Source organism: Secundilactobacillus collinoides DSM 20515 = JCM 1123 (genome assembly GCF_001435975.1).
GTDB classification, from domain to species: Bacteria; Bacillota; Bacilli; order Lactobacillales; family Lactobacillaceae; genus Secundilactobacillus; species Secundilactobacillus collinoides.
Map to the genome: position 1 here is coordinate 82,182 of NZ_AYYR01000067.1, position 21,523 is coordinate 103,704.

At 47.4% G+C, this 21,523-nt stretch carries 24 protein-coding genes and 1 pseudogene; 14 read left to right on the forward strand and 11 right to left on the reverse strand.

Going from position 1 to position 21,523, the window contains the following annotated elements; translation table 11 throughout:
- The first annotated feature begins 20 nt into the window (after positions 1 to 20).
- The gene (locus FC82_RS11445) at positions 21 to 1,346 is read left to right on the forward strand and encodes a Na+/H+ antiporter NhaC family protein (RefSeq protein WP_056997065.1); all 1,326 of its coding nucleotides are present in this window, start codon (positions 21 to 23) and stop codon (positions 1,344 to 1,346) included.
- Positions 1,347 to 1,564: 218 nt separating this feature from the next.
- Positions 1,565 to 2,716: an MFS transporter gene (locus FC82_RS11450; RefSeq protein WP_054760398.1), complete on the forward strand. Its 1,152-nt coding sequence runs from the start codon at positions 1,565 to 1,567 to the stop codon at positions 2,714 to 2,716.
- A gap of 21 nt (positions 2,717 to 2,737) precedes the next feature.
- Here FC82_RS11450 and FC82_RS11455 read toward each other — a convergent pair whose 3' ends face one another.
- The 4 genes and pseudogenes from FC82_RS11455 to FC82_RS11475 form a co-directional block, all read right to left on the reverse strand.
- Positions 2,738 to 3,040 carry a hypothetical protein gene (locus tag FC82_RS11455; RefSeq protein WP_054760396.1) on the reverse strand — a complete coding sequence of 101 codons (303 nt, stop codon included), beginning with the start codon at positions 3,038 to 3,040 and terminating at the stop codon, positions 2,738 to 2,740.
- A 422-nt stretch (positions 3,041 to 3,462) separates the two neighbouring features.
- Positions 3,463 to 4,308: pseudogene (locus tag FC82_RS17405) on the reverse strand (patatin-like phospholipase family protein).
- Between the two features lie 256 nt (positions 4,309 to 4,564).
- Positions 4,565 to 5,284 carry an SDR family oxidoreductase gene (locus tag FC82_RS11470; RefSeq protein WP_056997066.1) on the reverse strand — a complete coding sequence of 240 codons (720 nt, stop codon included), beginning with the start codon at positions 5,282 to 5,284 and terminating at the stop codon, positions 4,565 to 4,567.
- A gap of 40 nt (positions 5,285 to 5,324) precedes the next feature.
- Positions 5,325 to 5,855, reverse strand: coding sequence for a DapH/DapD/GlmU-related protein (locus tag FC82_RS11475; RefSeq protein WP_235809228.1), 531 nt, complete (start codon positions 5,853 to 5,855; stop codon positions 5,325 to 5,327).
- 100 nt (positions 5,856 to 5,955) lie between these two features.
- Between FC82_RS11475 and FC82_RS11480 the strand changes: the two genes are divergently transcribed.
- Positions 5,956 to 6,843, forward strand: a complete 888-nt coding sequence (locus tag FC82_RS11480; protein WP_235809229.1) for a LysR family transcriptional regulator — start codon at positions 5,956 to 5,958, stop codon at positions 6,841 to 6,843.
- Between the two features lie 73 nt (positions 6,844 to 6,916).
- Here FC82_RS11480 and FC82_RS11485 read toward each other — a convergent pair whose 3' ends face one another.
- Together FC82_RS11485 and FC82_RS11490 are read right to left on the reverse strand one after the other, a co-directional pair.
- Complete coding sequence (locus FC82_RS11485; protein WP_235809230.1) at positions 6,917 to 7,582, reverse strand: HXXEE domain-containing protein; 666 nt, start codon at positions 7,580 to 7,582, stop codon at positions 6,917 to 6,919.
- Position 7,583: 1 nt separating this feature from the next.
- On the reverse strand, positions 7,584 to 8,252 hold the full coding sequence (locus FC82_RS11490; RefSeq protein WP_056997067.1) for an HXXEE domain-containing protein: 669 nt from the start codon (positions 8,250 to 8,252) through the stop codon (positions 7,584 to 7,586).
- A gap of 229 nt (positions 8,253 to 8,481) precedes the next feature.
- Here FC82_RS11490 and FC82_RS11495 point away from each other — a divergent pair, with 229 nt between their 5' ends.
- The 4 genes from FC82_RS11495 to FC82_RS11510 all read left to right on the forward strand — a co-directional run bounded on the left by FC82_RS11495 (position 8,482) and on the right by FC82_RS11510 (position 12,074).
- On the forward strand, positions 8,482 to 9,027 hold the full coding sequence (locus tag FC82_RS11495; RefSeq protein ID WP_054760386.1) for a TetR/AcrR family transcriptional regulator: 546 nt from the start codon (positions 8,482 to 8,484) through the stop codon (positions 9,025 to 9,027).
- Between the two features lie 115 nt (positions 9,028 to 9,142).
- Positions 9,143 to 9,955, forward strand: a complete 813-nt coding sequence (locus FC82_RS11500; protein ID WP_056997068.1) for an oxidoreductase — start codon at positions 9,143 to 9,145, stop codon at positions 9,953 to 9,955.
- A 263-nt stretch (positions 9,956 to 10,218) separates the two neighbouring features.
- Complete coding sequence (locus FC82_RS11505) at positions 10,219 to 11,211, forward strand: AraC family transcriptional regulator (RefSeq protein WP_056997069.1); 993 nt, start codon at positions 10,219 to 10,221, stop codon at positions 11,209 to 11,211.
- 146 nt (positions 11,212 to 11,357) lie between these two features.
- The gene (locus FC82_RS11510) at positions 11,358 to 12,074 is read left to right on the forward strand and encodes a sulfite exporter TauE/SafE family protein (protein WP_054760385.1); all 717 of its coding nucleotides are present in this window, start codon (positions 11,358 to 11,360) and stop codon (positions 12,072 to 12,074) included.
- Positions 12,075 to 12,146: 72 nt separating this feature from the next.
- On the opposite strand, the gene FC82_RS11515 is transcribed toward FC82_RS11510, so the two are convergent.
- Both FC82_RS11515 and FC82_RS11520 read right to left on the reverse strand, forming a co-directional pair.
- On the reverse strand, positions 12,147 to 12,386 hold the full coding sequence (locus tag FC82_RS11515; protein ID WP_056997070.1) for a hypothetical protein: 240 nt from the start codon (positions 12,384 to 12,386) through the stop codon (positions 12,147 to 12,149).
- 85 nt (positions 12,387 to 12,471) lie between these two features.
- Positions 12,472 to 13,230, reverse strand: a complete 759-nt coding sequence (locus tag FC82_RS11520) for a hypothetical protein (RefSeq protein ID WP_054760381.1) — start codon at positions 13,228 to 13,230, stop codon at positions 12,472 to 12,474.
- 148 nt (positions 13,231 to 13,378) lie between these two features.
- Here FC82_RS11520 and FC82_RS11525 point away from each other — a divergent pair, with 148 nt between their 5' ends.
- The 3 genes from FC82_RS11525 to FC82_RS11535 all read left to right on the forward strand — a co-directional run bounded on the left by FC82_RS11525 (position 13,379) and on the right by FC82_RS11535 (position 15,671).
- Complete coding sequence (locus FC82_RS11525) at positions 13,379 to 13,957, forward strand: TetR/AcrR family transcriptional regulator (RefSeq protein ID WP_056997071.1); 579 nt, start codon at positions 13,379 to 13,381, stop codon at positions 13,955 to 13,957.
- A 147-nt stretch (positions 13,958 to 14,104) separates the two neighbouring features.
- Positions 14,105 to 14,479, forward strand: coding sequence for a pyridoxamine 5'-phosphate oxidase family protein (locus FC82_RS11530; RefSeq protein WP_054760377.1), 375 nt, complete (start codon positions 14,105 to 14,107; stop codon positions 14,477 to 14,479).
- Between the two features lie 400 nt (positions 14,480 to 14,879).
- Positions 14,880 to 15,671 (forward strand): hypothetical protein, encoded by a 792-nt coding sequence (locus FC82_RS11535; protein ID WP_054760375.1) that lies wholly within the window; start codon positions 14,880 to 14,882, stop codon positions 15,669 to 15,671.
- Between the two features lie 269 nt (positions 15,672 to 15,940).
- On the opposite strand, the gene FC82_RS11540 is transcribed toward FC82_RS11535, so the two are convergent.
- Both FC82_RS11540 and FC82_RS11545 read right to left on the reverse strand, forming a co-directional pair.
- Entirely contained in the window at positions 15,941 to 16,510 is a 570-nt protein-coding gene (locus tag FC82_RS11540) for a TetR/AcrR family transcriptional regulator (protein WP_054760374.1), read from the reverse strand.
- A 4-nt stretch (positions 16,511 to 16,514) separates the two neighbouring features.
- The gene (locus FC82_RS11545) at positions 16,515 to 16,952 is read right to left on the reverse strand and encodes a GNAT family N-acetyltransferase (RefSeq protein ID WP_054760372.1); all 438 of its coding nucleotides are present in this window, start codon (positions 16,950 to 16,952) and stop codon (positions 16,515 to 16,517) included.
- Positions 16,953 to 17,209: 257 nt separating this feature from the next.
- On the opposite strand from FC82_RS11545, the gene FC82_RS11550 reads away from it, so the two are divergent.
- Complete coding sequence (locus FC82_RS11550; RefSeq protein WP_054760370.1) at positions 17,210 to 17,659, forward strand: helix-turn-helix domain-containing protein; 450 nt, start codon at positions 17,210 to 17,212, stop codon at positions 17,657 to 17,659.
- A gap of 86 nt (positions 17,660 to 17,745) precedes the next feature.
- On the opposite strand, the gene FC82_RS11555 is transcribed toward FC82_RS11550, so the two are convergent.
- Positions 17,746 to 18,294 (reverse strand): TetR/AcrR family transcriptional regulator, encoded by a 549-nt coding sequence (locus FC82_RS11555; RefSeq protein ID WP_056997072.1) that lies wholly within the window; start codon positions 18,292 to 18,294, stop codon positions 17,746 to 17,748.
- Between the two features lie 163 nt (positions 18,295 to 18,457).
- On the opposite strand from FC82_RS11555, the gene FC82_RS11560 reads away from it, so the two are divergent.
- From FC82_RS11560 to FC82_RS11570, 3 genes are all read left to right on the forward strand, one after another.
- The gene (locus FC82_RS11560; protein ID WP_056997073.1) at positions 18,458 to 19,729 is read left to right on the forward strand and encodes a YhgE/Pip domain-containing protein; all 1,272 of its coding nucleotides are present in this window, start codon (positions 18,458 to 18,460) and stop codon (positions 19,727 to 19,729) included.
- Positions 19,730 to 19,995: 266 nt separating this feature from the next.
- Positions 19,996 to 20,571 (forward strand): TetR/AcrR family transcriptional regulator, encoded by a 576-nt coding sequence (locus tag FC82_RS11565; RefSeq protein ID WP_082620347.1) that lies wholly within the window; start codon positions 19,996 to 19,998, stop codon positions 20,569 to 20,571.
- A 66-nt stretch (positions 20,572 to 20,637) separates the two neighbouring features.
- Entirely contained in the window at positions 20,638 to 21,471 is an 834-nt protein-coding gene (locus FC82_RS11570) for an oxidoreductase (RefSeq protein ID WP_056997075.1), read from the forward strand.
- Positions 21,472 to 21,523: the final 52 nt, after the last annotated feature.

The window sequence follows — 21,523 nt, forward strand, 5'->3', positions numbered from 1 at the left end:
ACCTATAATTAGGAGTAACCGTGAAACAAGGGAGTTGGTTACCAATTTTAATTTTAGGTGTGCTGCTATCATTCATTATTCTTATTTTCTGTGTCATACATAACATCGCGCTGGGTTACGCGCTCGCCCTCTGCTGGGTGATCTTCATGGCCATTGGCAAACGTGAATATGGCCTCAAAACGTTATTGCGATTTTCGTGGGAAGGCGCCAAAACCTCGTTCGGCGTACTCAAGACGCTGATTCTCATCGGTGCTGTCATTGGTATCTGGATGGCCAGCGGCACAATTGCCACCATCGTTTACGACGCGTTTAGGATCACGAACCCGCAAACGTTTATCCTGATTGCCTTCGTGGTCTGTGCCGGGGTGTCGTTTATCATTGGTACCTCGTTTGGTACGATCAGCATTGTGGGATTGCCGCTGATGCTGATTGCCAAGAGTGGCGACATCAACCTCAACATCGTTGCCGGTGCCATCATGGCAGGCGTGTACTTCGGTGACCGGTGTTCGCCGCTGTCATCAAGTGCCAGTCTGGTGGCGACCATCACCGCTACCAGGTTGTTCCGCAATATTCGCAACATGTTTGCGTCCTCGTGGCTTGCACTGTTGCTGACACTGGCCGGCTACTGGGGCCTGTCGCTGCTCAATCCGCTGAATCACATCAATACCAGTTTTATGACCCAATTGAAACACAATTTCACCATTAATTGGCTGATGCTCATCCCGGTCATTATTGTGCTGGTCCTGTCCGTTTTGCGCCAGCCGATCAGCCGATCGATTCCTCTCAGTATCTTGGCGGCAGCGATTCTGGGCGTTACCGAACAGCATCAGCAAATTAGCACGTTGCTGGCCACGCTGGTGGTCGGCTATCACCCGGCAACGGCACACGCGTTAGTGCAGGGTGGCGGTGTGGTGTCCATGATCAGTCCGCTGACCGTGGTGCCGATATCCTGCGCGATCGCGGGAATTCTCAACCACCTCGCAAGTTTTACCAACCTGCAGCAGTCGCTGGCCAACCGCCAAACAAAACTGCCCTTTGGAATGACCGTCCTGATCAGTTTTATCACCAGTGCGATTGGCTGCAACCAATCGATTGCCATCATTATGACTAATACGCTGATGCGGCCGGCGTACGGCAAACACAATGGTCAGTTAGCCGTGGATCTCGAAAACTCCAGTATTCTCACCGCCCCGCTGATTCCGTGGAACATTGCTGCGTTTGTGCCTACCGCGGTTATTGGTGCCAGTTTCGTAGGCTATATCCCGTTTGCACTCTATCTGTATCTGGTACCGCTCGTGTACGGGTTGCAGCAGCTGATTTTTAAAAAGGGCGTTAATTATCACTAATATCTCATGTGAACCTGCTTGACAATTCAGCCATAGTTCGCTAATTTGAAAGGTGTAAATCGGAGCAGTCCAACATGGGCTGGATAAGAATTCAATCGGACGGCAAAATAACGCCAGACAAGATTACGTGACTTGTGATCTCGTCTGGCGTTTTACTGTCGTGCCATTTAGTTCTACTTGCCCTATTTGGACCCTACTTTGAAAGGAACGATATTATTTTGGAATCAAAACACACTTTCCTCACAAAAAACTTCATCCTGCTGTTCATCGGTAACGCTATGGTGTTTATGGCGTACAACATGCAGGTTCCAGTACTGCCGTTATACGGGCAAAAGATCGGTCTCGATGCCGGGCAGATTGGCCTTTTCGTTGGCGTGCTCATGTTTGCAGGGTTGCTGGTCAGATTCTTTACCGGACAGCTGTTGGCCTACTTCTCAAAGAAAACCCTGTTGCTGGTCGGTGCTGGCCTCTACCTATTAACCGCCATCGCGTACCCATTTTTCACTATTTTCGGCATTCTGATCCTATTGCGTGTTGTCAACGGGCTGGGGCACGGGCTCGCTACCACCTACTTTGCAACGGCAGCCGCGGACGAATTGCCGCTCAACCGAATGGGCGAAGGCATGGGGTATTTCGGCGTCAGCAGTATGCTGACCGCTTCCTTAGCCCCGCTGATTGCGATTCCGCTAGCCGAGTATCTGTCGTTTAACGCGTTTTTCTTAGCCTGCGTCATCGTGCTGAGCATCGCGATGGTCAGCCTGCTGTTTCTCACGCCACACCAGCAGACGCATCCGGTTCGGAAATCACAACCGTTGTTTGCCGGCTTTGACCGCACATTTGTCCCGCAATTTACGATGATCTTCTTTCTCGGTTTGGTCATGGGTGGCGTCAGTGCTTATACCACCCTGTTTGCGAAGGTGCTGCACGTCAGCGGTGTTGCTTGGTTTTTCTTTGCAGCCGCTATTGTTGGTGTCTTGATGCGGCCGATGATCGGTAATCTGTTTGACCAGCGGGGCGCATTCTTCGTGGTCATTCCAAGTATCGTGGCGCTCATCATCAGCCTGTGGTTGCTGGTCACCATGCACAGCACTTGGCAACTCGTGTTGGCCGGCGTGTTCTACGGTGCGGGTGACGGGACCATTTTCCCAACACTGCAAGCGTGGACGCTGAAGGATGCCGGTAATGAAAAACGCGAGTCGATCACCGGCGTGCTGCTGAACTGCTACGACCTGGGGATGGGTCTGGGAGCCTATCTATTGGGATTAATCGTCGATGCCAGTTCGTACCGCACCATGTTTGTCAGTCTGCTGTGGTGCACAGTGCTGTACCTTGGATTTAGTGTGCTATTCAAAAAAAGGCGCCGCCTGTAAGGGTGTGCGCCTTTTTTGTACCTACTTAGAGGCATGAACGACCTCGGTACTCAAAGCATTGGCAAACGATATTTGCTGGTCTGAGCGGCCAAGGTTGAGACTCAGCATGCTCAGCACCACGAAACTCATGAGCAGGAAGACCGGAATCACCCCGCTGAGTTCAAAGCGTTGTTCCAACCAAAGAATGCCCGCAAACACAATTAACATGACAATGTAGGCCCAAACGTGCAGGTGCAGCATCACTGCCGCCCCTAATCCAACTACCAATAAAATAACTGCGAGACCGTAGAACAGCCCCTTCTCTGCTTTCAATAATCCTGACATCCTGTTCGCTCCCATTACTTCTCTGAATTAGTTCTTATTCATCTAGTGAATTGGCCTTACAGTCTAACCTATCAAGAAATAATGTATATGTAAAGAGTATATATGCATATTCAGTAATTTTTATTGTATAAAGTGTATCATTTATGCGTAAAACGGTTTAATTTATGTAAAACGGGTCGCAGGACGGCTAATTATCAGACCATAAAAAGACCCCAACTAAAAGCCCAAATGGGCGTGTCGTTGGGGTCTTTTTATATGGCCGTGAGTTGCACGTTTTGGGTCAGATATAACCCAGAAGCACTAAAACAATAAGTTTAGGCCAGTCTATCAGTAATCGGACCGGTTAAACCCAGCCTCATTTGATTTATATCCTTGTTTTAAGGGACAACGCTGGCCAATAGGTGTTTCATATGAAACATTGTCTAAGCATTCCAAAAGTCTAAAACGTCATTTTTAACCGTTAATGCCTGATCCCAGCCGGTTTGACCGCTTGCGGGTGCTCGGTCAGCGTCATAGATGCCTTTACCGACAACTGCTTTAGTATGGTCATCCGGAACAAAAAGGAAGGTCCTGGATGTTTTCGACAATTCAGCCACTTCTTCTTGAGTGCTTGGCATTTGCCCGTACCCCTTTGGTAACGGTGCAATGACCAGCACCTTGCGATAGTCCTTTGCCAGCATTGGATTGGCAGAGGACACCATCCCACCATCGATCCAGTCAATACCGTTAAAGGAGATGCTGGGCCAGACACCGGGGACGGCACCACTGGCGCAGGTTGCTTCAACGAGAGAAACCCCGCTGTCCTTCGTTAGGACGTGGGTCTGACCTGTATCACGATCGACAGAGACAGCGCCGTAATGGTCGGGAAAATCCAGCGTTTCCAGTCGTGATTCAGCCACGGCCTTGCGTTCAGCCAATGTAATTTGCGGCTGCCTGGTTTTTTAAATATTACCCATCGCCCGTTCGATTGCTTCGGCATCCGTCCCGCCTTCGATAAACGCGTCGCGCCACGACAGGATGATCTCCTTCGACGCGACACCCGTTTTCTCATCCGTGTTGACCACGCGCTGATGATCATAGTACCGCTGCATATCATAACCACTCGCAAGCGCGGCACCGACAAACGACCCAGCGGAGGTGCCAAGAATCATGTCCGCTTGCCACAAATAGATTCCCATGGCCTTTAAACTCGCAATAATACCACTTTCCCACGCGATGCCCGTGACGCCGCCGCCACCCAGAACGACCGCTACCTCTTTTCTTGCCATGTGAACCCTCCTAGTTAAAAGTTGGCCAGTATCGACACATGTGACCAACTTTACTCTTTGTACCGATTGTACCGCTTATTGTTGTAACCAACCTTAAAATCAGTGGTTAATTTTTGCACAGTCGGCGCCCACCAGCTAAAGAAAATGTTTCATATGAAACACCGAATTCCCAGGATTGGTTGCCGCGTATTTTGAAGCGCAGCCTGATAAAAGCTTCTGCGAAAGAAAGTGCTAAGGCGTCCTTATCGCGTTCTGATTAGACTTCCTGTTCGGCAGGCCGAACGATGACCTCTGAAATTGCGACGTGTTTGGGTTGGTCGATGGCGTATAACACTGCGTTAGCAATGTCTTCAGGATTCAACGCCAGCGCTTGGCTGTCATCCGCGCTCATCAAGGCACTGATTCCCTTAGTGATCTCGGGATTGCCGATGGTATTCACCAGTTCAGTCCGGACAGCCCCAGGCGATACAATTGTCGACCGAATACCGTGGCCCTTTTCTTCTTGCCGTAACCCTTCCATGATGGCCCGAACAGCGTATTTCGTGCCATTGTACACAGCCGAAGCGGGGTAGACCACGTGGCCGGCAACTGAATCAGTGCTGATGATCAACCCATCATGTTGTTTTTGCATCACTGGCAACACTTCGCCGATGCCATTGAGAACACCCATGATATTCACATTGAGCATCATCTGCCACTTATCATATTCCCGGTCGCTGAGATTGCCCTGGGGCATTGTCCCGGCATTGTTATACAAAACATCCACCCGACCAAATTGATCAACGGCTAACTGAATCAGATCGTGCACCTGATTTCGGTCAGTAACGTCCGTCACGTGGTAACTGGCGTTGGTGCCAATTTCCTCAGCAAGTGCCTTTAAACGGTCTTCACGCCGCGCCCCTAAAACAACTTTGGCACCCTTGCTTGCTAATAGTTTAGCGGTAGCGGCGCCGATGCCACTTGAGGCACCCGCAATAACAACAACTTTATTTTAATACTCATTTCAAAACATCCTTTCAAATATGGTCAACAACCTTGGCGGGCACACCCACCACAACAGCGTGAGCAGGAACATCCCGCGTCACGACAGCACCAGCACCAACCACGGCGTTTTCGCCAATGGTCACACCAGGCAGAACTGTCACATTTGCGCCAACCCACGCATTACGTTTCACATGAATCGGACTAATGTTTAATTCACGCCGATGTTTCGGATCTATTTGGTGATTAACGGTAATCAGTGATGTCCCCGGACCAATCAGTGCCGAATCTTCAATCGTAATGCCACCGAGATCAACCATAGTCACGTTAGCATTGATAAATACCCCGGTCCCAATTTGAATATGATGGCCAAAATCACTGTAAAACGGTAACCGGATCTCGGTGTCTGCACTGACCGGCTGACCAATGATTTCACTAATCAGCTGACGGCTCTCGCACGGTTTATGCGGCATTGTATTCAAGTGCTGCAGCAATCGTTGATTCTGATCGATCACCGGCTGCAAGTCACGTAGCTGCTGCATATCCACTCGTGTCATTTCCTGCATGTTTGTCACCTGCTTTCTCATTGGTAAGAAGTATACGGGCGAGTCTCTATTATGTAAAATACTTATGTTACATGGTATAGTATGCTTAAAAACTATGGAGATGATTAACTTGGAAATTCGTGTCTTACGGTATTTCGTGGCAGTTGCCGAAGTCAAAACGATTTCGGGGGCCGCTAAACGACTCCATCTGTCCCAGCCCACCTTGTCGCGACAAATCAGCGACTTAGAAACTGAAACGGGAAGCCGGCTCTTCATCCGCGGGTCACGTGAGATCACGTTAACGGATAAGGGCCGCTACCTGCTCAAACGAGCTAACGCGATTATTGCGCTGGTCGACAAAACCGAGCAAAATCTTCAGACTGATCAAACTGTCATTTCCGGTTCACTGGACATCGGTGCCGGTGAAAGCCGCGGTATGCAACGTATAATGGATCTAGTTGCCCAGTTACAACAGGATTATCCTGCCGTGACGGTCCATCTGCATAGCGGAGACGCTGCCGCCATTGAGGCCCAGTTAGCGGACGGTCGTTTGGACTTTGGGGTCATTATGGGGCGTCGCCAACTCAAACAATATGGGGCGTTAAAACTGCCTGAAGTTGACAGGTGGGGCATTATCATGCCGAAAGCAGCACCACTTGCACAACAAAAATTCATTGCGCCTAACGACCTAGTGGGACTGCCGCTGATGGTCTCTGAACAAGCGTTGCAACGCGATTTTTTTCAAGATTGGTGGCGTAACGTCGCCAACCAAATCACGATTACCGGTACCTATAATCTCATTTTCAACGCAACCCTGATGGTGACCAATGGCGGCAGTTACGTGCTAGGGTTTGCTAATCTGGTAAATACCGACACGGAGTCACCACTGACTTTTCGCCCCCTGAAACCAGAATTAGCTGAGCCAATTACTGTAGTTTGGTCGAAAGAACAACCGTTGTCGCCTGTGGCACAAGTGTTTTTGAAACGGTTGGAAGCTAATTTAGGGTAATTAAAAACCACGGTGCGTGTTGTACGCACCGTGGTTTTTGTGATGTTTCATATGAAACACTGAATTCTAATACTTATACCTTGCGTGCATCATTTTTCTTAACTTGATCCATGTATCGCTGGGCCTTGTTGACTTCCTCTGCCGTGAATGAGTACTGCTTCATCGCCCCCAATTTTTTATAAACTGGTCCTCGAAAGGCCATCCAATAGTTGAAGATGATCCAGACGATTGCCAACACCAAATCCGACCAGTGATACAGCCGTGTCATTGGTGCACGGACGATGTAGTTGATGATGATCGGTGTCAGGCCAAAGACCGCAGTAAAGAACCCGGGGTTGTACAGTAATTTTAAGGACAGCGGAAAGTAAATTAAATGCATCGCGAGTTCTGCGAAGGCAAAAATCACCGCTGCCAACGACAGCCAGTGCCACTGCGGCAAGAAGAGCGGTACTAGGCAAACTAGTACGGCAAACCATTCATTTCCCCACAGTGTTGATAGTTGGTTCAAATCCCATTTTGTTGCATCACGTTCATCTATATGCAGTTCAACGTTGATGCCGAGCCACGGAAAACCGCCTGGGAAGCCCATTTCTTCAAAAAAGTGCAGGTGGATGATCAATAAGCTTGCCAAAATAGTTGTCTGCAGTAAATTCCACTGCCCAATAGCGAGAACGACACCCACAATACCGGCAACGAAAACAGCGAGTTCATACCAGTGACGAATAATCGACTTCATCATGTTAGTGCCCTCCTTTTTTCTTCTTACTCAGGCTGGCAAATGCCGTCACTTGGTGGAATCGGCGAACTTGCCAAGAGCTGATGATGTAGGGTGTATGTTTGTTTTTGAGGCTCTGTACGGGTGCAACGATCGTAATGCCAATGCAGGCAACAAGCGTTAAAACACCAAAGACCCAGTCCCACCCTGAAAGTAGATGACGCGTGCTGACGAGTGCAATGTAACGCCATCCGATTGGCAGGAACAGAAATAATGTCGTGACCAGTCCCGGGTTATACCACACTTTCAACTTGAGATTCATTTCAACTAAGTGCCCTAAAATCTGAAACAAACTAAACATCATTACACCTAAGCCAAACCAGTAAATATGCGGTAAGAAGATACTGGTGCCATAGATGATCCAAGCGCTGGTATTGACCAAACAAATCGAGAGACTATTTCCCGGATAACGATCCGTTAGTTCCCGTTCATCATAAACGACCCGGTTAATAATGAGCGGGGCGCCGCCGGGAAACTGATACTCTTCAACCTGATGCGCCAATAGCGCCATTAAGTTAAAAACCAACAGCCACTGAATTTCCGAGAAAGCCGGCCGGCGAACAGCGAGGACGATCCCAAGACAGACCAGAGCCGCTGCGCCGAAACGATACCAGTAATTAATCACTAATTTCATTTGTGTCACACTCCCTTGCTTTATTCGCCGATTTTTAACGGGTATTGCGGGTCAAATCGTGCGTTGATTGGCGACGAAATCCAGACCACCACTCGCTGATGTGTCACCCCACCCTTGCATTTCGTTGAACTTTTCTGTCACACTTGTAACACTTAACAGATTTCATTATACTGAGGCTGTCATCAAACACCAGTCATATCAAGCTAAGTGCCACAAAGGAGGTCAAATTGTGACAGATAAACCCATCAAGCGCGTTCAGCAGGTCGACCAAAGCGTGGCCTGGTTGACTGAAGCACTGTTACAGCTTATGCAGCAAAGACCATATAAGAACATCAGCATTAGTGCCATCGCCAACCGGTCTGGATTATCGCGACGCACATTTTACCGACACTTCGACACGATCGATGCCCTTCTCGACCACGCCATTGAAGCGCAGGTCAATGAGATGATCACAACGATTAGCAATGCACGTCCACACCGTTTTCGCGAAGTCGTTCTTATTTTCTTTACGGCCTGCGTGCCGCAACGTGAGTTTCTGCTCAACTTACAATCAAACAACTTAATGCCACACCTGCTCACCCAGCTGACAACTGGCGTCCAAAAGAGTTTGCTAGCCGTGCTGTTACCAAAAAACGACACATACACTTTCGCCTTTGCAGCCGGTGGCATCTGGAACCTGTTAAACCAGTGGCTGATGGATAATGCTGCCACCACGCCTGAAGAAATGGGCGATGTTGCGGAACGCATTGCGATCCACCTCGGCGATATCGTTTAGTTTCATGTGGCGCGAACTGACAAATGATTGGCGCGTTTGAACATTCAACCAAACCCGGATTCTGGCTATACTAATGTCATTCAATCAAACAACAAGCCATTAGGAGGCCATTCACATGACAGTTATTTTAATTACAGGCGCCAGCAGCGGTATCGGGTATCAAGCAGCAGCACAACTTGCAGAACAAGGCCACACGGTTTACGGTGCAGCCCGCCGTGTTGATAAGATCCAGGCACTCGCAAATGAGGGCGTTAAGCCATTGAAACTTGACGTCACCGACGAAGCATCAGTGCAGACAGCCGTTTCACAAATCATTGCAGAACAGGGTCGCATCGACGTTTTAATCAACAATGCCGGCTACGGGTCATACGGCGCGGTCGAAGACGTGACCATTGAAGAAGCTCAAAAGCAGCTCGACGTCAATCTATTAGGCGTGGCGCGGTTAACGCAGGCCGTCCTGCCTTACATGCGCAAACAACACAGCGGCCGCATTATCAACACATCATCAATGGGCGGTCGAATCACCACTTATTTCGGCGCTTGGTACCACGCCACAAAATACGCGCTGGAAGCCTTCAGTGACGCCCTGCGGATGGAAGTCAGCAACTTCGGTATCGACGTCAGCATCATCGAACCTGGTGGCATCAAAACGGACTGGGGCTTCATCGCAGCGGACCACCTCGCTGCATCAGCCAAGGGCGGTGCCTACGAACAATACGCTGAGAAAACGGCTGCCGGCATGCGCAAGCAATACGGTTCAAATCTGATGTCCAACCCAAAGATCATCGCCAACACAATGAGTAAGGCAGTGAACGCCCGTCGCCCAAGAACCCGGTACCTAATCGGAATGGGCGCAAAACCACTGGTCTTCCTGCACACGGTGTTGCCAACCAGAGTGTTTGATTGGATGATGATGCGGGCATCCTAGTGAGTGTGGCGTAAGGCGTTTAAGGGACGGAACACATTTCGACTATCTAAAAGAGACCCAGGTCGCAAGAACATCTCAAAAACAAAAGAAAGAAATCTAAATTCCAAAATCAGCACCAAAAGCATCGCCCACTGCAACCTTGCCTTACAAACATGTCTCCGCAATATAAAAACCCCAAGCCCAAGCACTCGCCACCAACAATCCCAAAATAAAGACTAAAATATACCCAAACCAACACCGACCTAAGAAAGGAGTCCCCATCCATGAAAGTAGCCGTTCCAAAACAATTCCAATCCTTCCTGCAATCCAGCAGCATTGACTTCCCTGCCATTCTCCAACAAGCGGGTATCGCCAACCAACTCTGGCGTGAGGAACTGGACGTGTCCGACCAGCAGTATTACCAGCTCTTGTCAGCCTTGTCGGATGCACTGACGGATGAGCAGCTCGTTGCGCTTAGCGACGTGAACCGTATTAACGCCTTCATGCCGCCGTTCTTTGCGGCACTGTGTGCACCGGACGGACTGGCTGCCCTGAAACGACTGGCCACCTACAAAAAACTGGCGGGGCCAATCAAGTTCAATGTTCAAGAATTGGGCAACCAAGTGCAGATCGAAATTTCCTTCGTTTATCCGCAACAGGAACTACCACGGTTCTCGATTCTTAACGAACAATTACTCATTCTCAGCGTCTTGCGAACCGGCAGCGGCAAACGGATAACCCCAACGTTGCTCACGGGTCCCTATGCCTATGGTCGGCTAGTCGAGAACCAGTTCGGTCTGCATGGCGATCAAGTGACACACGGCAATCAACTCGCATTCAATGCCGCCGATTTAAGTGCGCCATTTCAAACGCAAAATAACGTGATGTGGCAGTATTTGGAACCGGAATTCAACCGACAGTTAGGCGAGATGAACAGCCAGCAGCAGTTCACCAACGAAGTAAAAAAGACACTGTTCAAAGCCATTCCCAGCGGCCAGTTCACCACTCAGGATGTGGCACAGACACTCGGCGTCAGTCAGCGAACACTGCAACGTAATCTAAGCGCGGAAAATACCACCTTCAAGCAACAGGTACAGACCGTACAAAAATTACTGGCCATTAATTATCTGCACGATGCAACGCTAACCACGACCGACATCGCTTACTTGGTCGGATACGTGGAACCCAGCTCGTTTTCACGAGCGTTTAAAAAATGGACCGGAACAACGTTGCAAATTTACCGTAAACAACTCACGACAACAAAAAAACCGGTTTAGGCCAATTAGCCTAATACCGGCTTTTTGATGATTACAAATAACTATCACTAACAGCGGCTGTAATTTTGCAATTCTACATTGACACGCTCCCGTTAATCCGCCAAACTAGATAGATAACGACTATTACATAAAGGAGGCCAGTCACCATGATCTGGCTATTCATTATTTTGCCGGCGTTGCTCGCTGGCCTAGTGCAGGGATTGACGGGATTTGGCGCGGTCATTATCATGATGATCTTTTTCCCGTCGGTCCTGCCCATGCAACAGGCTGCGGGAATCGGCGGCGTTATTATGCTGGCAAGTGTTCTGGTTCAAACCATCCGTTACCGCCATTATTTCGACCTTAAGCGAGTAATCGGCCCGTTTATCATCTACGCCGCGGTGGCAACCTGGTCAGTCCATTTAGGCAGCGTGCTTGATACCCACGTTTTACGGCTGATGCTGGGTGGCTTGCTGGTGGCGCTTTGCCTGTACTTCACCCTGTCGAAAAGTGCTGGTGAACACAAATACCCGCTGCTGATTGGTATCTGTTTTATGATCATTTCCGGTTTCTTCAACGGCCTGTTTGGCATTGGCGGTCCGCTGATGGCACTCTACTTTCTGTCACTATCAAAAACAATGCCGGAATATATCGCCAATATCCAGGGCTTTTTCCTCATCGATGCGTTCTACATCGCAGGCGTTCGAGTGGCAAACGGTATTCTGGGCGTTACCGATATCCCGTATATCCTCGCTGGAATGGTTGCAGCCACCTTTGGAACGATGATTGCAAATCGGTTGTCAATGCGGTGGAATTTAACCACGATAAAACCGCTGATTTACGGATTCATTGGGTTAAGCGGTCTGTATTACCTGTTGTTTTAACAAAATGTTTCATGTGAAACCTTAATTTCCCGCAACTAAAAACGACCAGCCGTCTCGGCTAGTCGTTTTTGTTTACCCCTTTTTTAATTGGTCACCGAACTGATTCATTGCTGCCTCGACCTGATCTTTTTGGTCTGGCTTAACAAGTGCCAGCAGGTCATCTTTCATGTCAAGATATGCCTGATAGTCAAAGGTCCCAGCTTGCTGGGCTTTGAAGCTCTCCTGAAGTAACGCATGTGCCTTACCCTGATTAGCATCATCCACCGCGGCGTCAATGAAAGCTAGAAATTTTGCTTGTCCGTTTTGCATCATGATCACGCTCCTTATTTGCTGATACGATTTCTCATAGTATATCAAAGATCATAGTGTTTTCACAGACAATGTGTATTCTTAATTACTAATCAAACTTGATGAGGTCTGCATCATAATAGACTTTGTCCTGATGAGCATATAGAACCGGTAAGATATCTTGCATCCGTCCGGTTTCTTGAATGTTGTGAGCAATCCACTGCATACCAGCCTCTTTTGAATATAGTTTGGGCACAATCGTCTTATTGAAAATCTCATTCCCAGTTTCAGTTCCAACAGCCGTTTCTGCGTAGAACGTACAGCCATCATCTGCTGGTGCATAAACGTGCTTCACATGACCGGTTGCTTTACCATTTTTCATTACATTAAATGTGAAGGTATGTGTGTTGAGTTCTATCGTTTCCATTTCATAGTAAATCACATCATTCACTTCGTTAGTCAACTCGTGAATCTTTGATTTTCCACCCTCGAGGAAGCCAAGGTTACGCTGCCCATTTACGTCTGTTAGCGGTGTAACAGCGACATGATCTCGGTGATGCCAAAGGTGGTAAATTGACACAGCTGGACCAGAAAAATCAATCCCATTCCACGTGGTCACACATCCTAAATGCTCGAAGAACCACTGAATCATTTCCGGTGTAACGCCCTTCACATCATCATGTTGAACCTTCGCTGTCATAACACCTCGGTCACTTACAACAAAATCGGCCCATTTAGCTGAACTGTATCGCTTAAATTCTAATTTCCCAGCATTTTCTAATGCATTGCGAGCAATCAAATGTTGTGCCCTTAACCGATCCCAGTCTTGAACGTAAGTCTCTTTTAAATGCGTGTCTTTGTTTGACATTGTTATATCCTCCTATTATTGACAGTTGTTGTCGTCACCTGATATGATACACATGTTACTTATGGTTCATTTGTTCCATAAACTATTTTTACCATATGCTTGGTTGCCGCACAATAGTTCTGAGACTTGTATGACAAAAGGAGGACTTATGTTTCACATTAAAGACGACATTCGTGCACAACGGTCAGCACAGCTGCTTTATAATGGTCTGATGACGCTTTTAGACACGAAACATTTCAATCAAATAACAGTATCTGACCTTTCCCGGGAATCTACTGTTGGCCGGACAATCTTCTACCGACATTTCGATGACACCATCGATATTTTAACCTGGCAGTGCACTAAACACATGCGGGATGCACTCACCAATTATGTCGCTGCTTTTAAACCAAACGACGAAACTAGCAGTTTACTGCGATATGTATTGACGAGTATCTTATCCCCCAAAAACGTAAAGGCGTGGGAAACGCTACTTGAAATTGAACGACTTGACATCATCTATAACGTATTTATTCAAAATGCCCATATCGTGCTTGAATGTTACGAGCAAATCGGGTTGTACCATCCGAATGATGACTACACCTACTTTGTATCAACTCGTGTTGGTTTTTTAACAGGCATATTAAATGGCTGGCTGCATAGTGGCAAACAACAAACCGTTGACGAAATATTGGCCATTGTTTTGCGTCAACACCAAGAAGTTATTGCAAGCGAGCTTCTCTTTTAGCCAATTAATACTTATATTTCGAATAAATTGTGTACCATTAAATTGATTGTTGCCATTTTTCTTGCTAAATTGAATGTATAGTTATTCTAATGACAACTATAGACGAGCAAATAAACACGTTTTGACTAAGAAAGGATCCAACCAAACATGGCTAAATTACTAGACGGCACCACCTTAACTGACGAACAACAACAATTTTTCAATGATTCAATGGTCTTTTTATCAACATCTGACACAACCGGCCACCCCCAACTGGGTCCTAAGGGGTCACTTCACGTGCTGGACGCCAATCACCTGATCTACTTTGAGTACACATTTGACCACGCCTACGCAAACGTAAAGGCGAACGACCACGTGGCCGCCGCAGCTTGGGATGTGAAGAATCACTTAGCTTTTCGGGTGAACGGTACCGCGCACTTACATGAAGATGACGACTTCGCGAAGAAGGCACTAGAAGGCAGCAAACTCGACCACGCTGCCGTGGTTGTGATTGACGTAGAACAAATATTTGCGCTGGCTTAAACGTTGATGTTTCATGTGAAACCTTGATTTACCAGTACAAGAAAAAACACCCACCGAAGATGATAGCCTCGGTGGGTGTTTTGCGTCCAAAAATTACTTCTCAGACTTCTTTGCTTCGTTCATTGCTTTCATGATTGAAGGGTTCTTTGAGTGGCAATCCTTGATCATGTTTAAATCTTCTTCGCTTAATTCAACAGTGTATTTAGCCATGTGGTTTCCCTCTCTTCTTAAAAAAATTCACAATTTAACTATAACATTTCATGCCTCGGGTGCAAGCCCCTATCTTTTAGCACTTTTTTTCGAAACATCCATAAAAATGGACGCATCGTCCAATTCTTTCCAGCACGCCCGGTTCAGACTCGCTATGATGAACTTATCAAAAAGAAAAGAGGTTTTATACATGACAAACTTCAAACTAGATATCGAAATCAACAATGAGACTTACACTGAAACACAATTGAATCGTTACAAGTACGAGCGCGCGCTCCACTTTCTGCATGAGGTCATCGACCTTGGTTTCACGCCAAAAACATCTGATGGCCAATCGGTAACCCCAATCGAGCTTAATTGGATGACACCAGCCGACGTTCTGGCATTAGCAGTCGCTACCCACACCGCAATGGGTTCAGCAGGAACGCTAGACCTTTTTAAGGACATTTTGATAGATTCAGACAATCGTTGGCATGCGTTCAACCAACGGCCAATTGAAGAACAGGGCGTCTGGATCGGCACCACACACCTCACCGCCCACGGCATTGACCCAGCAAGTTTTGGAATGGCCATGGGTGGCCTTCAAAATGGTGATATTCCGTTTCAAATCATGCCCGAACATTACTACTTTGCCGGTGATATTACCAAGGAGCCGCAAACTATCATGGAAACCTTTGGCATGCTGGGCGAACCCACATTGACGTACGGTACCGGCGGCAAAGAAATTCCAAGCTATGTCCATGTTGACCGGTTAGCTGACCACCCCAGTATTTTAGCAGGCGAAACATTTTTGAAGCACGATGATTTCAACATTCATGTCGGCGCTATCCACCAAATTCAACCGCTACCAGACGGACTGGATATCGTTTCATCCTATTTCTGCCCGAAAGATGCGCCTAAGGCCATTGCGGATGGCCACACTATCCACTTTGCATTAGAACTTGGCGGGGCCTTGCAAATCGCTGCACAGCAACAATCCTAAGCATACCCGATGAAACCATTATCAACGATCAATAGCATTAAAATGACTGTCTTAACACGACTCGTTTGTCGCGCATAAACTTGTGACAAACGGCTCTTAATCTATATAAGCGACCCCTCTGAATGCCAGTTTGGATTTTCAGAGGGGTCGTTTATATTCTGGTGCACAAAAGGCTGACGCCAATTTTTGACGACTAAAACCGCACATGCATTTTGTGCACTGCGTCTTGATCGCTGAAACGGACGCCGAGAGACAGCCCGCGCAACACGCTACTTGGTCGTCAATGTCACAATCATTTTCATATACTGGTTCAAAAATTGCGCCAGCTGAGCCGTGGACAACTCATCGTCGTGCTGAGACCACCACTTCAACAGTGACCATCTCGCACCGTCTACCGCTTGCTGAATCAGCTGTTGCTCCAATGGCGGTTGTTGCGGGGCGTTTTTGAAATATTCCGTTAATTTTTCATCGAAGAACTGGTTCATTTTACGTTCAAAATAAGGATCGCCATTAGGACCCAAAAGACGCTTAAAAGTCGGCATTTGTGCCGTGATCGATGTCAGTTTGTTGAGCAATTCATCAGTGGGATGACTGGCATCATACACCGTTTGTGGAGCGTATTTTGTCACCGCCAGCGATTCCAGAAACTGGTCTTCAATGTCCTCTAAAACATCCAACACCGAATCATAGTAGAGGTAAAAACTGCCGTGACTGACGCCGGCTTCAGCAATCAGCGTCTTAACCTTGATTTGGTCAAAACGTTGTGATGCTAATAGCTTCAAATAGGCCGTCCGCAATCGCGCATCGATCGGTATTTTCGTTGGTTTGCGTTTGGTCATTTCGTCAGCCTCGCTTCCAAGTCATTTCATACGCAACTTGTTTGACGTCTTCTGCCATGCGGGTTGCGGAGATCACAAATCGTTCACGTTCATAAAACCTGACTGCCCCAGCGTTAGCTTCAAAGACACTCAGCGTCAGTTTGGCATATCGCTGTTTCAGGTGCATGAGCAGGCGATGGCCAATGTGCTGATTGCGCATTTCGTCAGCCACAAACACCCCTGCGATGTAACCGTTCTGCACCCCTACGAAACCAACAATGCGGCCAGTGTCAGTCATGGCAACGGTCAGTTCTGCTTGCGGCAACGCTGCCCGTACTTCTGCTTCATGCGAGCGCCAATACTGACTGGGAACAAAACTATGTGCTTGCAGATTGCTGGTCAACCAGATGTCCATAAGCGTGTCTAGTTGGTGTTCGGTAACTTTGCTGAGGGTTTGGATCATTCGAAGCGCTCCTTTGCTGATAGGTTGCCCCTATTCTACCGCGTTTTAGTGATTGTAACCATTACCAGCTATCTGCTTCAAAACAAGCTTGATCCTTATACCGTTCATGACTGAAACCAACTAGAATGATTACCCGGGAAGAATCTCCTTATTTCCCAGGAAATACCGAAGACAGTCGCAATCGCTCAAATGACAGTCAGGCAAGCGGGCTTTTTAACCAGACCTTGCGTATACTGAATAGCGTAGGAGGGACGCTCATGGATTTCAAACGTCAAATCAAAACGATTCGCACGCAACACCAGCTCACCCAGGCAGAACTGGCTGCCAAACTACACGTGTCCCGGCAAACGATTTCCAGCTGGGAAACTGGCCGAAACCTGCCCGACCTGGAAACCGTTGTGATGATAGCCCAGGTTTTTCATGTCACGCTAGATGCTTTAATTTTAGGAGATCAAACGATGCAAACAAAATTGTTTAAAGATGGTAATCAGACCCACCGCGCCCGCTTAAATTTAGCGGCTGCCATCGTCTTCTTACTTGGTGTGGGTAGTTTCCTGTTTGAAGCGTTTCTCGCACCAACCTGGATCGGCGCCAACGGCATCTTACACGAGCCGTTTTTCTTCCTGTTGCCCGTGGGTTACCTGCTGATTTTTGCGGCCTTCATTATTCTTTGCATTAGCTTAGTTCATCGCTTGCTGCACAAGTGATTGACTTGTGTCCGCGATACCTGTTTGTATGCATCATAGTCACACAAAAACGGCTTCGATTTTAGAAAATCGAAGCCGTTATTTGTTTAAGCAAATAATTTAAGGACGTGACTAATACTCCGCTCAATTTCATCTGTTGAGGGTAATTTTCCAACTTTTAAGACGTAATTCATCATGCCAATTGATAGTGAATCGAGAATTGCCTGTTCAAATTCACTAGGATGCTGATTCAATATTTGGCTCACAGCCCACGACATGTGGTCGCGGAGACTTTGGTTAAAATCAAAACGGTCTAAATGAATGGCCCGCAATACTAAAATTTGATTGCGATAGGTCGCAACCAATTGGCGAATATCTGGTAACAGTGTGTTAAATGCCGAGATAAACGAGACGTTTTTCTTGGCTAACGCAACGCGCTCTTTCAACATAGTCTCATAGGCGTTAGTCACCTGCTGACTCATTTTTTCAGCCAAATCATACTTATCGGTATAGTGTTTGTAGAACGTCTGACGGTTGATCATCGCCTCACTGGCAATCTTGCTGACCGTCACGCTATCAAATCCTCGTGCCAGTACCAGTTTCACAAAAGCATCCTGAATGGCTCGATCGGTTCGTCTTACTCTTAAATCAGTCATCGAACCCCTCCAATCACCATTATTATAACAACTGAGTGGTTAAACGACAAGTGTTCGATTATTGTCATCTTAAGTGCCGTTTGTCAGCATTTTGTTCATTGTTTTGTCCGCTGCCTCCACCTAAACTAATACCTATTAAATCGTATCAGTAGGAGGAGAAATCATGTTCGCAATTATCAAGCAAAAAACGTTCTGGTTGTATTTATGCGCCGTTATTTTAGTATTGACGCTATTTTCCGTTGCGCAATTCGGTGCTAGAAACACCATCAAGGTCCATAATTTGCCGGTTGCGGTTCTAGATGAGTCCAACGGCAAAGCTAGTCAGCAGATCAAGAACAATCTAACGTACCAGCCGAAAGACAAAAACACCAAGATCAAATGGATCGTCGTTCATAGCCGAAAGCAGCTGCGTCAAGGCTATAACGACAAGAAATACTACGGCGCCGTCATCATCAAAAAGAACTTCTCAGCCAATATCACTGCCTATACAAAACGTCTGCAGGCACTCATTGGGCAGCAGAAACTCGCAGCGCTTATCAAGAAAACCCCAGCCGCGGCCAAAACAACCAAGGTTAAGACGCAGGAAAAGGCTTTCGCTGCCGCCCTTCAGCAACCGGCACAGCAGGCCGGGATATCGTTTCAAATTAACCAGGGGATGAACACTTCTGCAGCAACCTTGCTGACCACCGCATTCACAAAAATGGGGGCTCAACTCAATACCAAACTCGGCGCGAAATTAACCGGTGCCGTTCAAAAATCTGGTATTGCCCTCTCCAGCGCAAATTGGAAATCCCTCAGTAATCCGGTAAAGACCACCACTACAACTGTGAACAAAATTCCCAATAAGAGTGTCAGCGGGATGGCGCCATTTCTCATGACCGTCTTCGCTTGGCTTGGCGCCCTGATTTCCAGTTTGCTGCTGTGGCGGGAACACAAAAAAACGGACCAAAACAAGAATCTGGGCAAGAATCGTTTGTCTCTTGCCAGCATTAACAGTGAAGTACTGACTGGTTTGATTGCCAGCGCCGTTATCACTGGCACGATTTACGTGCTTGCCCACGGTTGCTACGGCGTTCCCGTCCCCGATGCCGGCCAATTCATGCTGATTGTCTTCTTTAGCACCTATATTTTCTACCTGCTTCAAACGGGCGTGCTCGACCTCTTCGGTTTTGCGGGGTGGCCGTTGCTCATCCTCGTTTGGATACTGTCAACCGGCGTGCTGTCCTACGCGCCTGAAATGCTTAGCAGCTTCTTTAGAAACTGGGTCTACAGCTGGACACCAATTCGCTTTGCTTTGGATATGATCACTAATACGCTGTACATGCCGAACGCAACAACGACTGGTACAGACCTGACTGTTTTGGGGTCGGTTGGTATTGTTGCGTTGATCGTCATGTATGTGTCACCGTTCTTGGGAAAGCGGGAAAAGCGGTAACTCAGATTCGTCCCGAGGCTGGGAGCAAAAATCCGACTTGCGTTATCATTGGCATTTTTGCCCGTCTTGATTCCTAACATAAATATACGACAAACGGCTTTTTCACGGCCATATAAGCGCTCCTAGCTGACAATCTCGAACGGATTTTCAGCTAGGAGCGTTTATGTGCAGGCGCAAAACGGCCTTTTTTGTCCCACTCAGTTTCTCAACAACTATTTTAAGACTATTTCATTGACAATAACTGAACGTTCAGTTATATTAACGTCATGCGAAAAAAAGATATGGACAAAGTCGCAGCCGTCAAACAGGCCGTGTACGATATCACCATCAACGAAGGGTATCAGAATCTAAGCATGTCTAAAATTGCCAAGAAAGCGGGTGTGTCTCAAGCCACCATTTATCTCACTTATGAAAGTAAGGAAGATATGCTGACCTCGATATATGTTGAAGCCAAGGACATCCTTGATAGCCAAACGAAGGTCGATCTCGATCCTGCGACTGACATTGAAACCAAACTCAAACAACTGTTTACGAACTATGTTAAAACCCTGCTCGCGCACCCTGAACAGGCATTATACATGGATGCTGTGAATAATACCCCGGAACTTATCGAGCGAAATGTTTATCAGGAAATGATGCACCGCAACGATGATATTCAAGCGTTGGTTACTGCCGGCCAAAAAGCCGGCACCTTAGCCAAAGTACCATTTCCGCTGCTCGTAGCCTTCACCTTTGATTCAATCAATTCATGGATGAAAGTGGCCTACAGCCACCACGTTGAACCGGACGAGGACCAAATTACCACGGCAGTTGCCCTCTGTTGGAAAGTCATGAAAGCCTAATGAGTTAGGCTTTTCGTTTTTACCGTTTTATAACTGAACGTTCACTATTTAAAGGAGAAAAAATAAATGAAAACTGCTATTGTTACTGGTGCATCCGCTGGAATTGGTAAAGCAACAGCCAAACGCTTACATCAACAAGGTTACGAGGTGTTTGCCGGGGCTCGCCGTGTTGAAAAAATGCAGGATTTAGCCGCTATTGGTGTGCACGTGCACGCCCTTGACGTCACTGATCAGAACTCTAACCAAGTCTTTGTTACTGACGTCTTAGCACAGAGCAGCACCATCGATGTCATCGTGAATTCTGCGGGTTACAGCGCACAGGGGGCGCTTGAAGACGTGTCACCCGAGGAAGCAAAACGACAATTCGACGTGAATGTCTTCGGGCTGATGAATTTAACGCAGCTTGTTCTGCCGACAATGCGGCACCAACGCGCTGGCAAAGTAATCAATATTTCCTCAATCGGCGGTCAGATCTACTCCCCGCTTGGCGGTTGGTACTACGCCTCCAAACACGCGTTGGAAGCTTTGAGCGATACCTTGCGCATGGAAGTGAAACGCTTTGGTATTGATGTCATCATCGTTGAGCCAAGTGGCACAAAAACAGAATGGGGCGGCATCGCCACGCAGAAATTATTGGATCAGACCCCAACGGACTCCGCATACCGCGATATTGTTGACCGTTATGTCAAAAATTCCGGCTTTTCGAACTTTTCGACCACGCCGGACACCATTGCTGACCTCATTTTAAAAGCAATCACTGCTAGAAAACCAAGAACACGTTATTTGCCTGATTTCACGGCGAAATTGCTGGTGTTTGCCGCTCGAAAACTGCCTTATAAGGCATTGGACCGGATGATGTTTCGGTCGTTGAAACAGATTATGGCACCGAATAATAACTGAAACTTGAAAGTATGAAGACAGACTGATCCCTTGGTATCACAGGGCATATTTT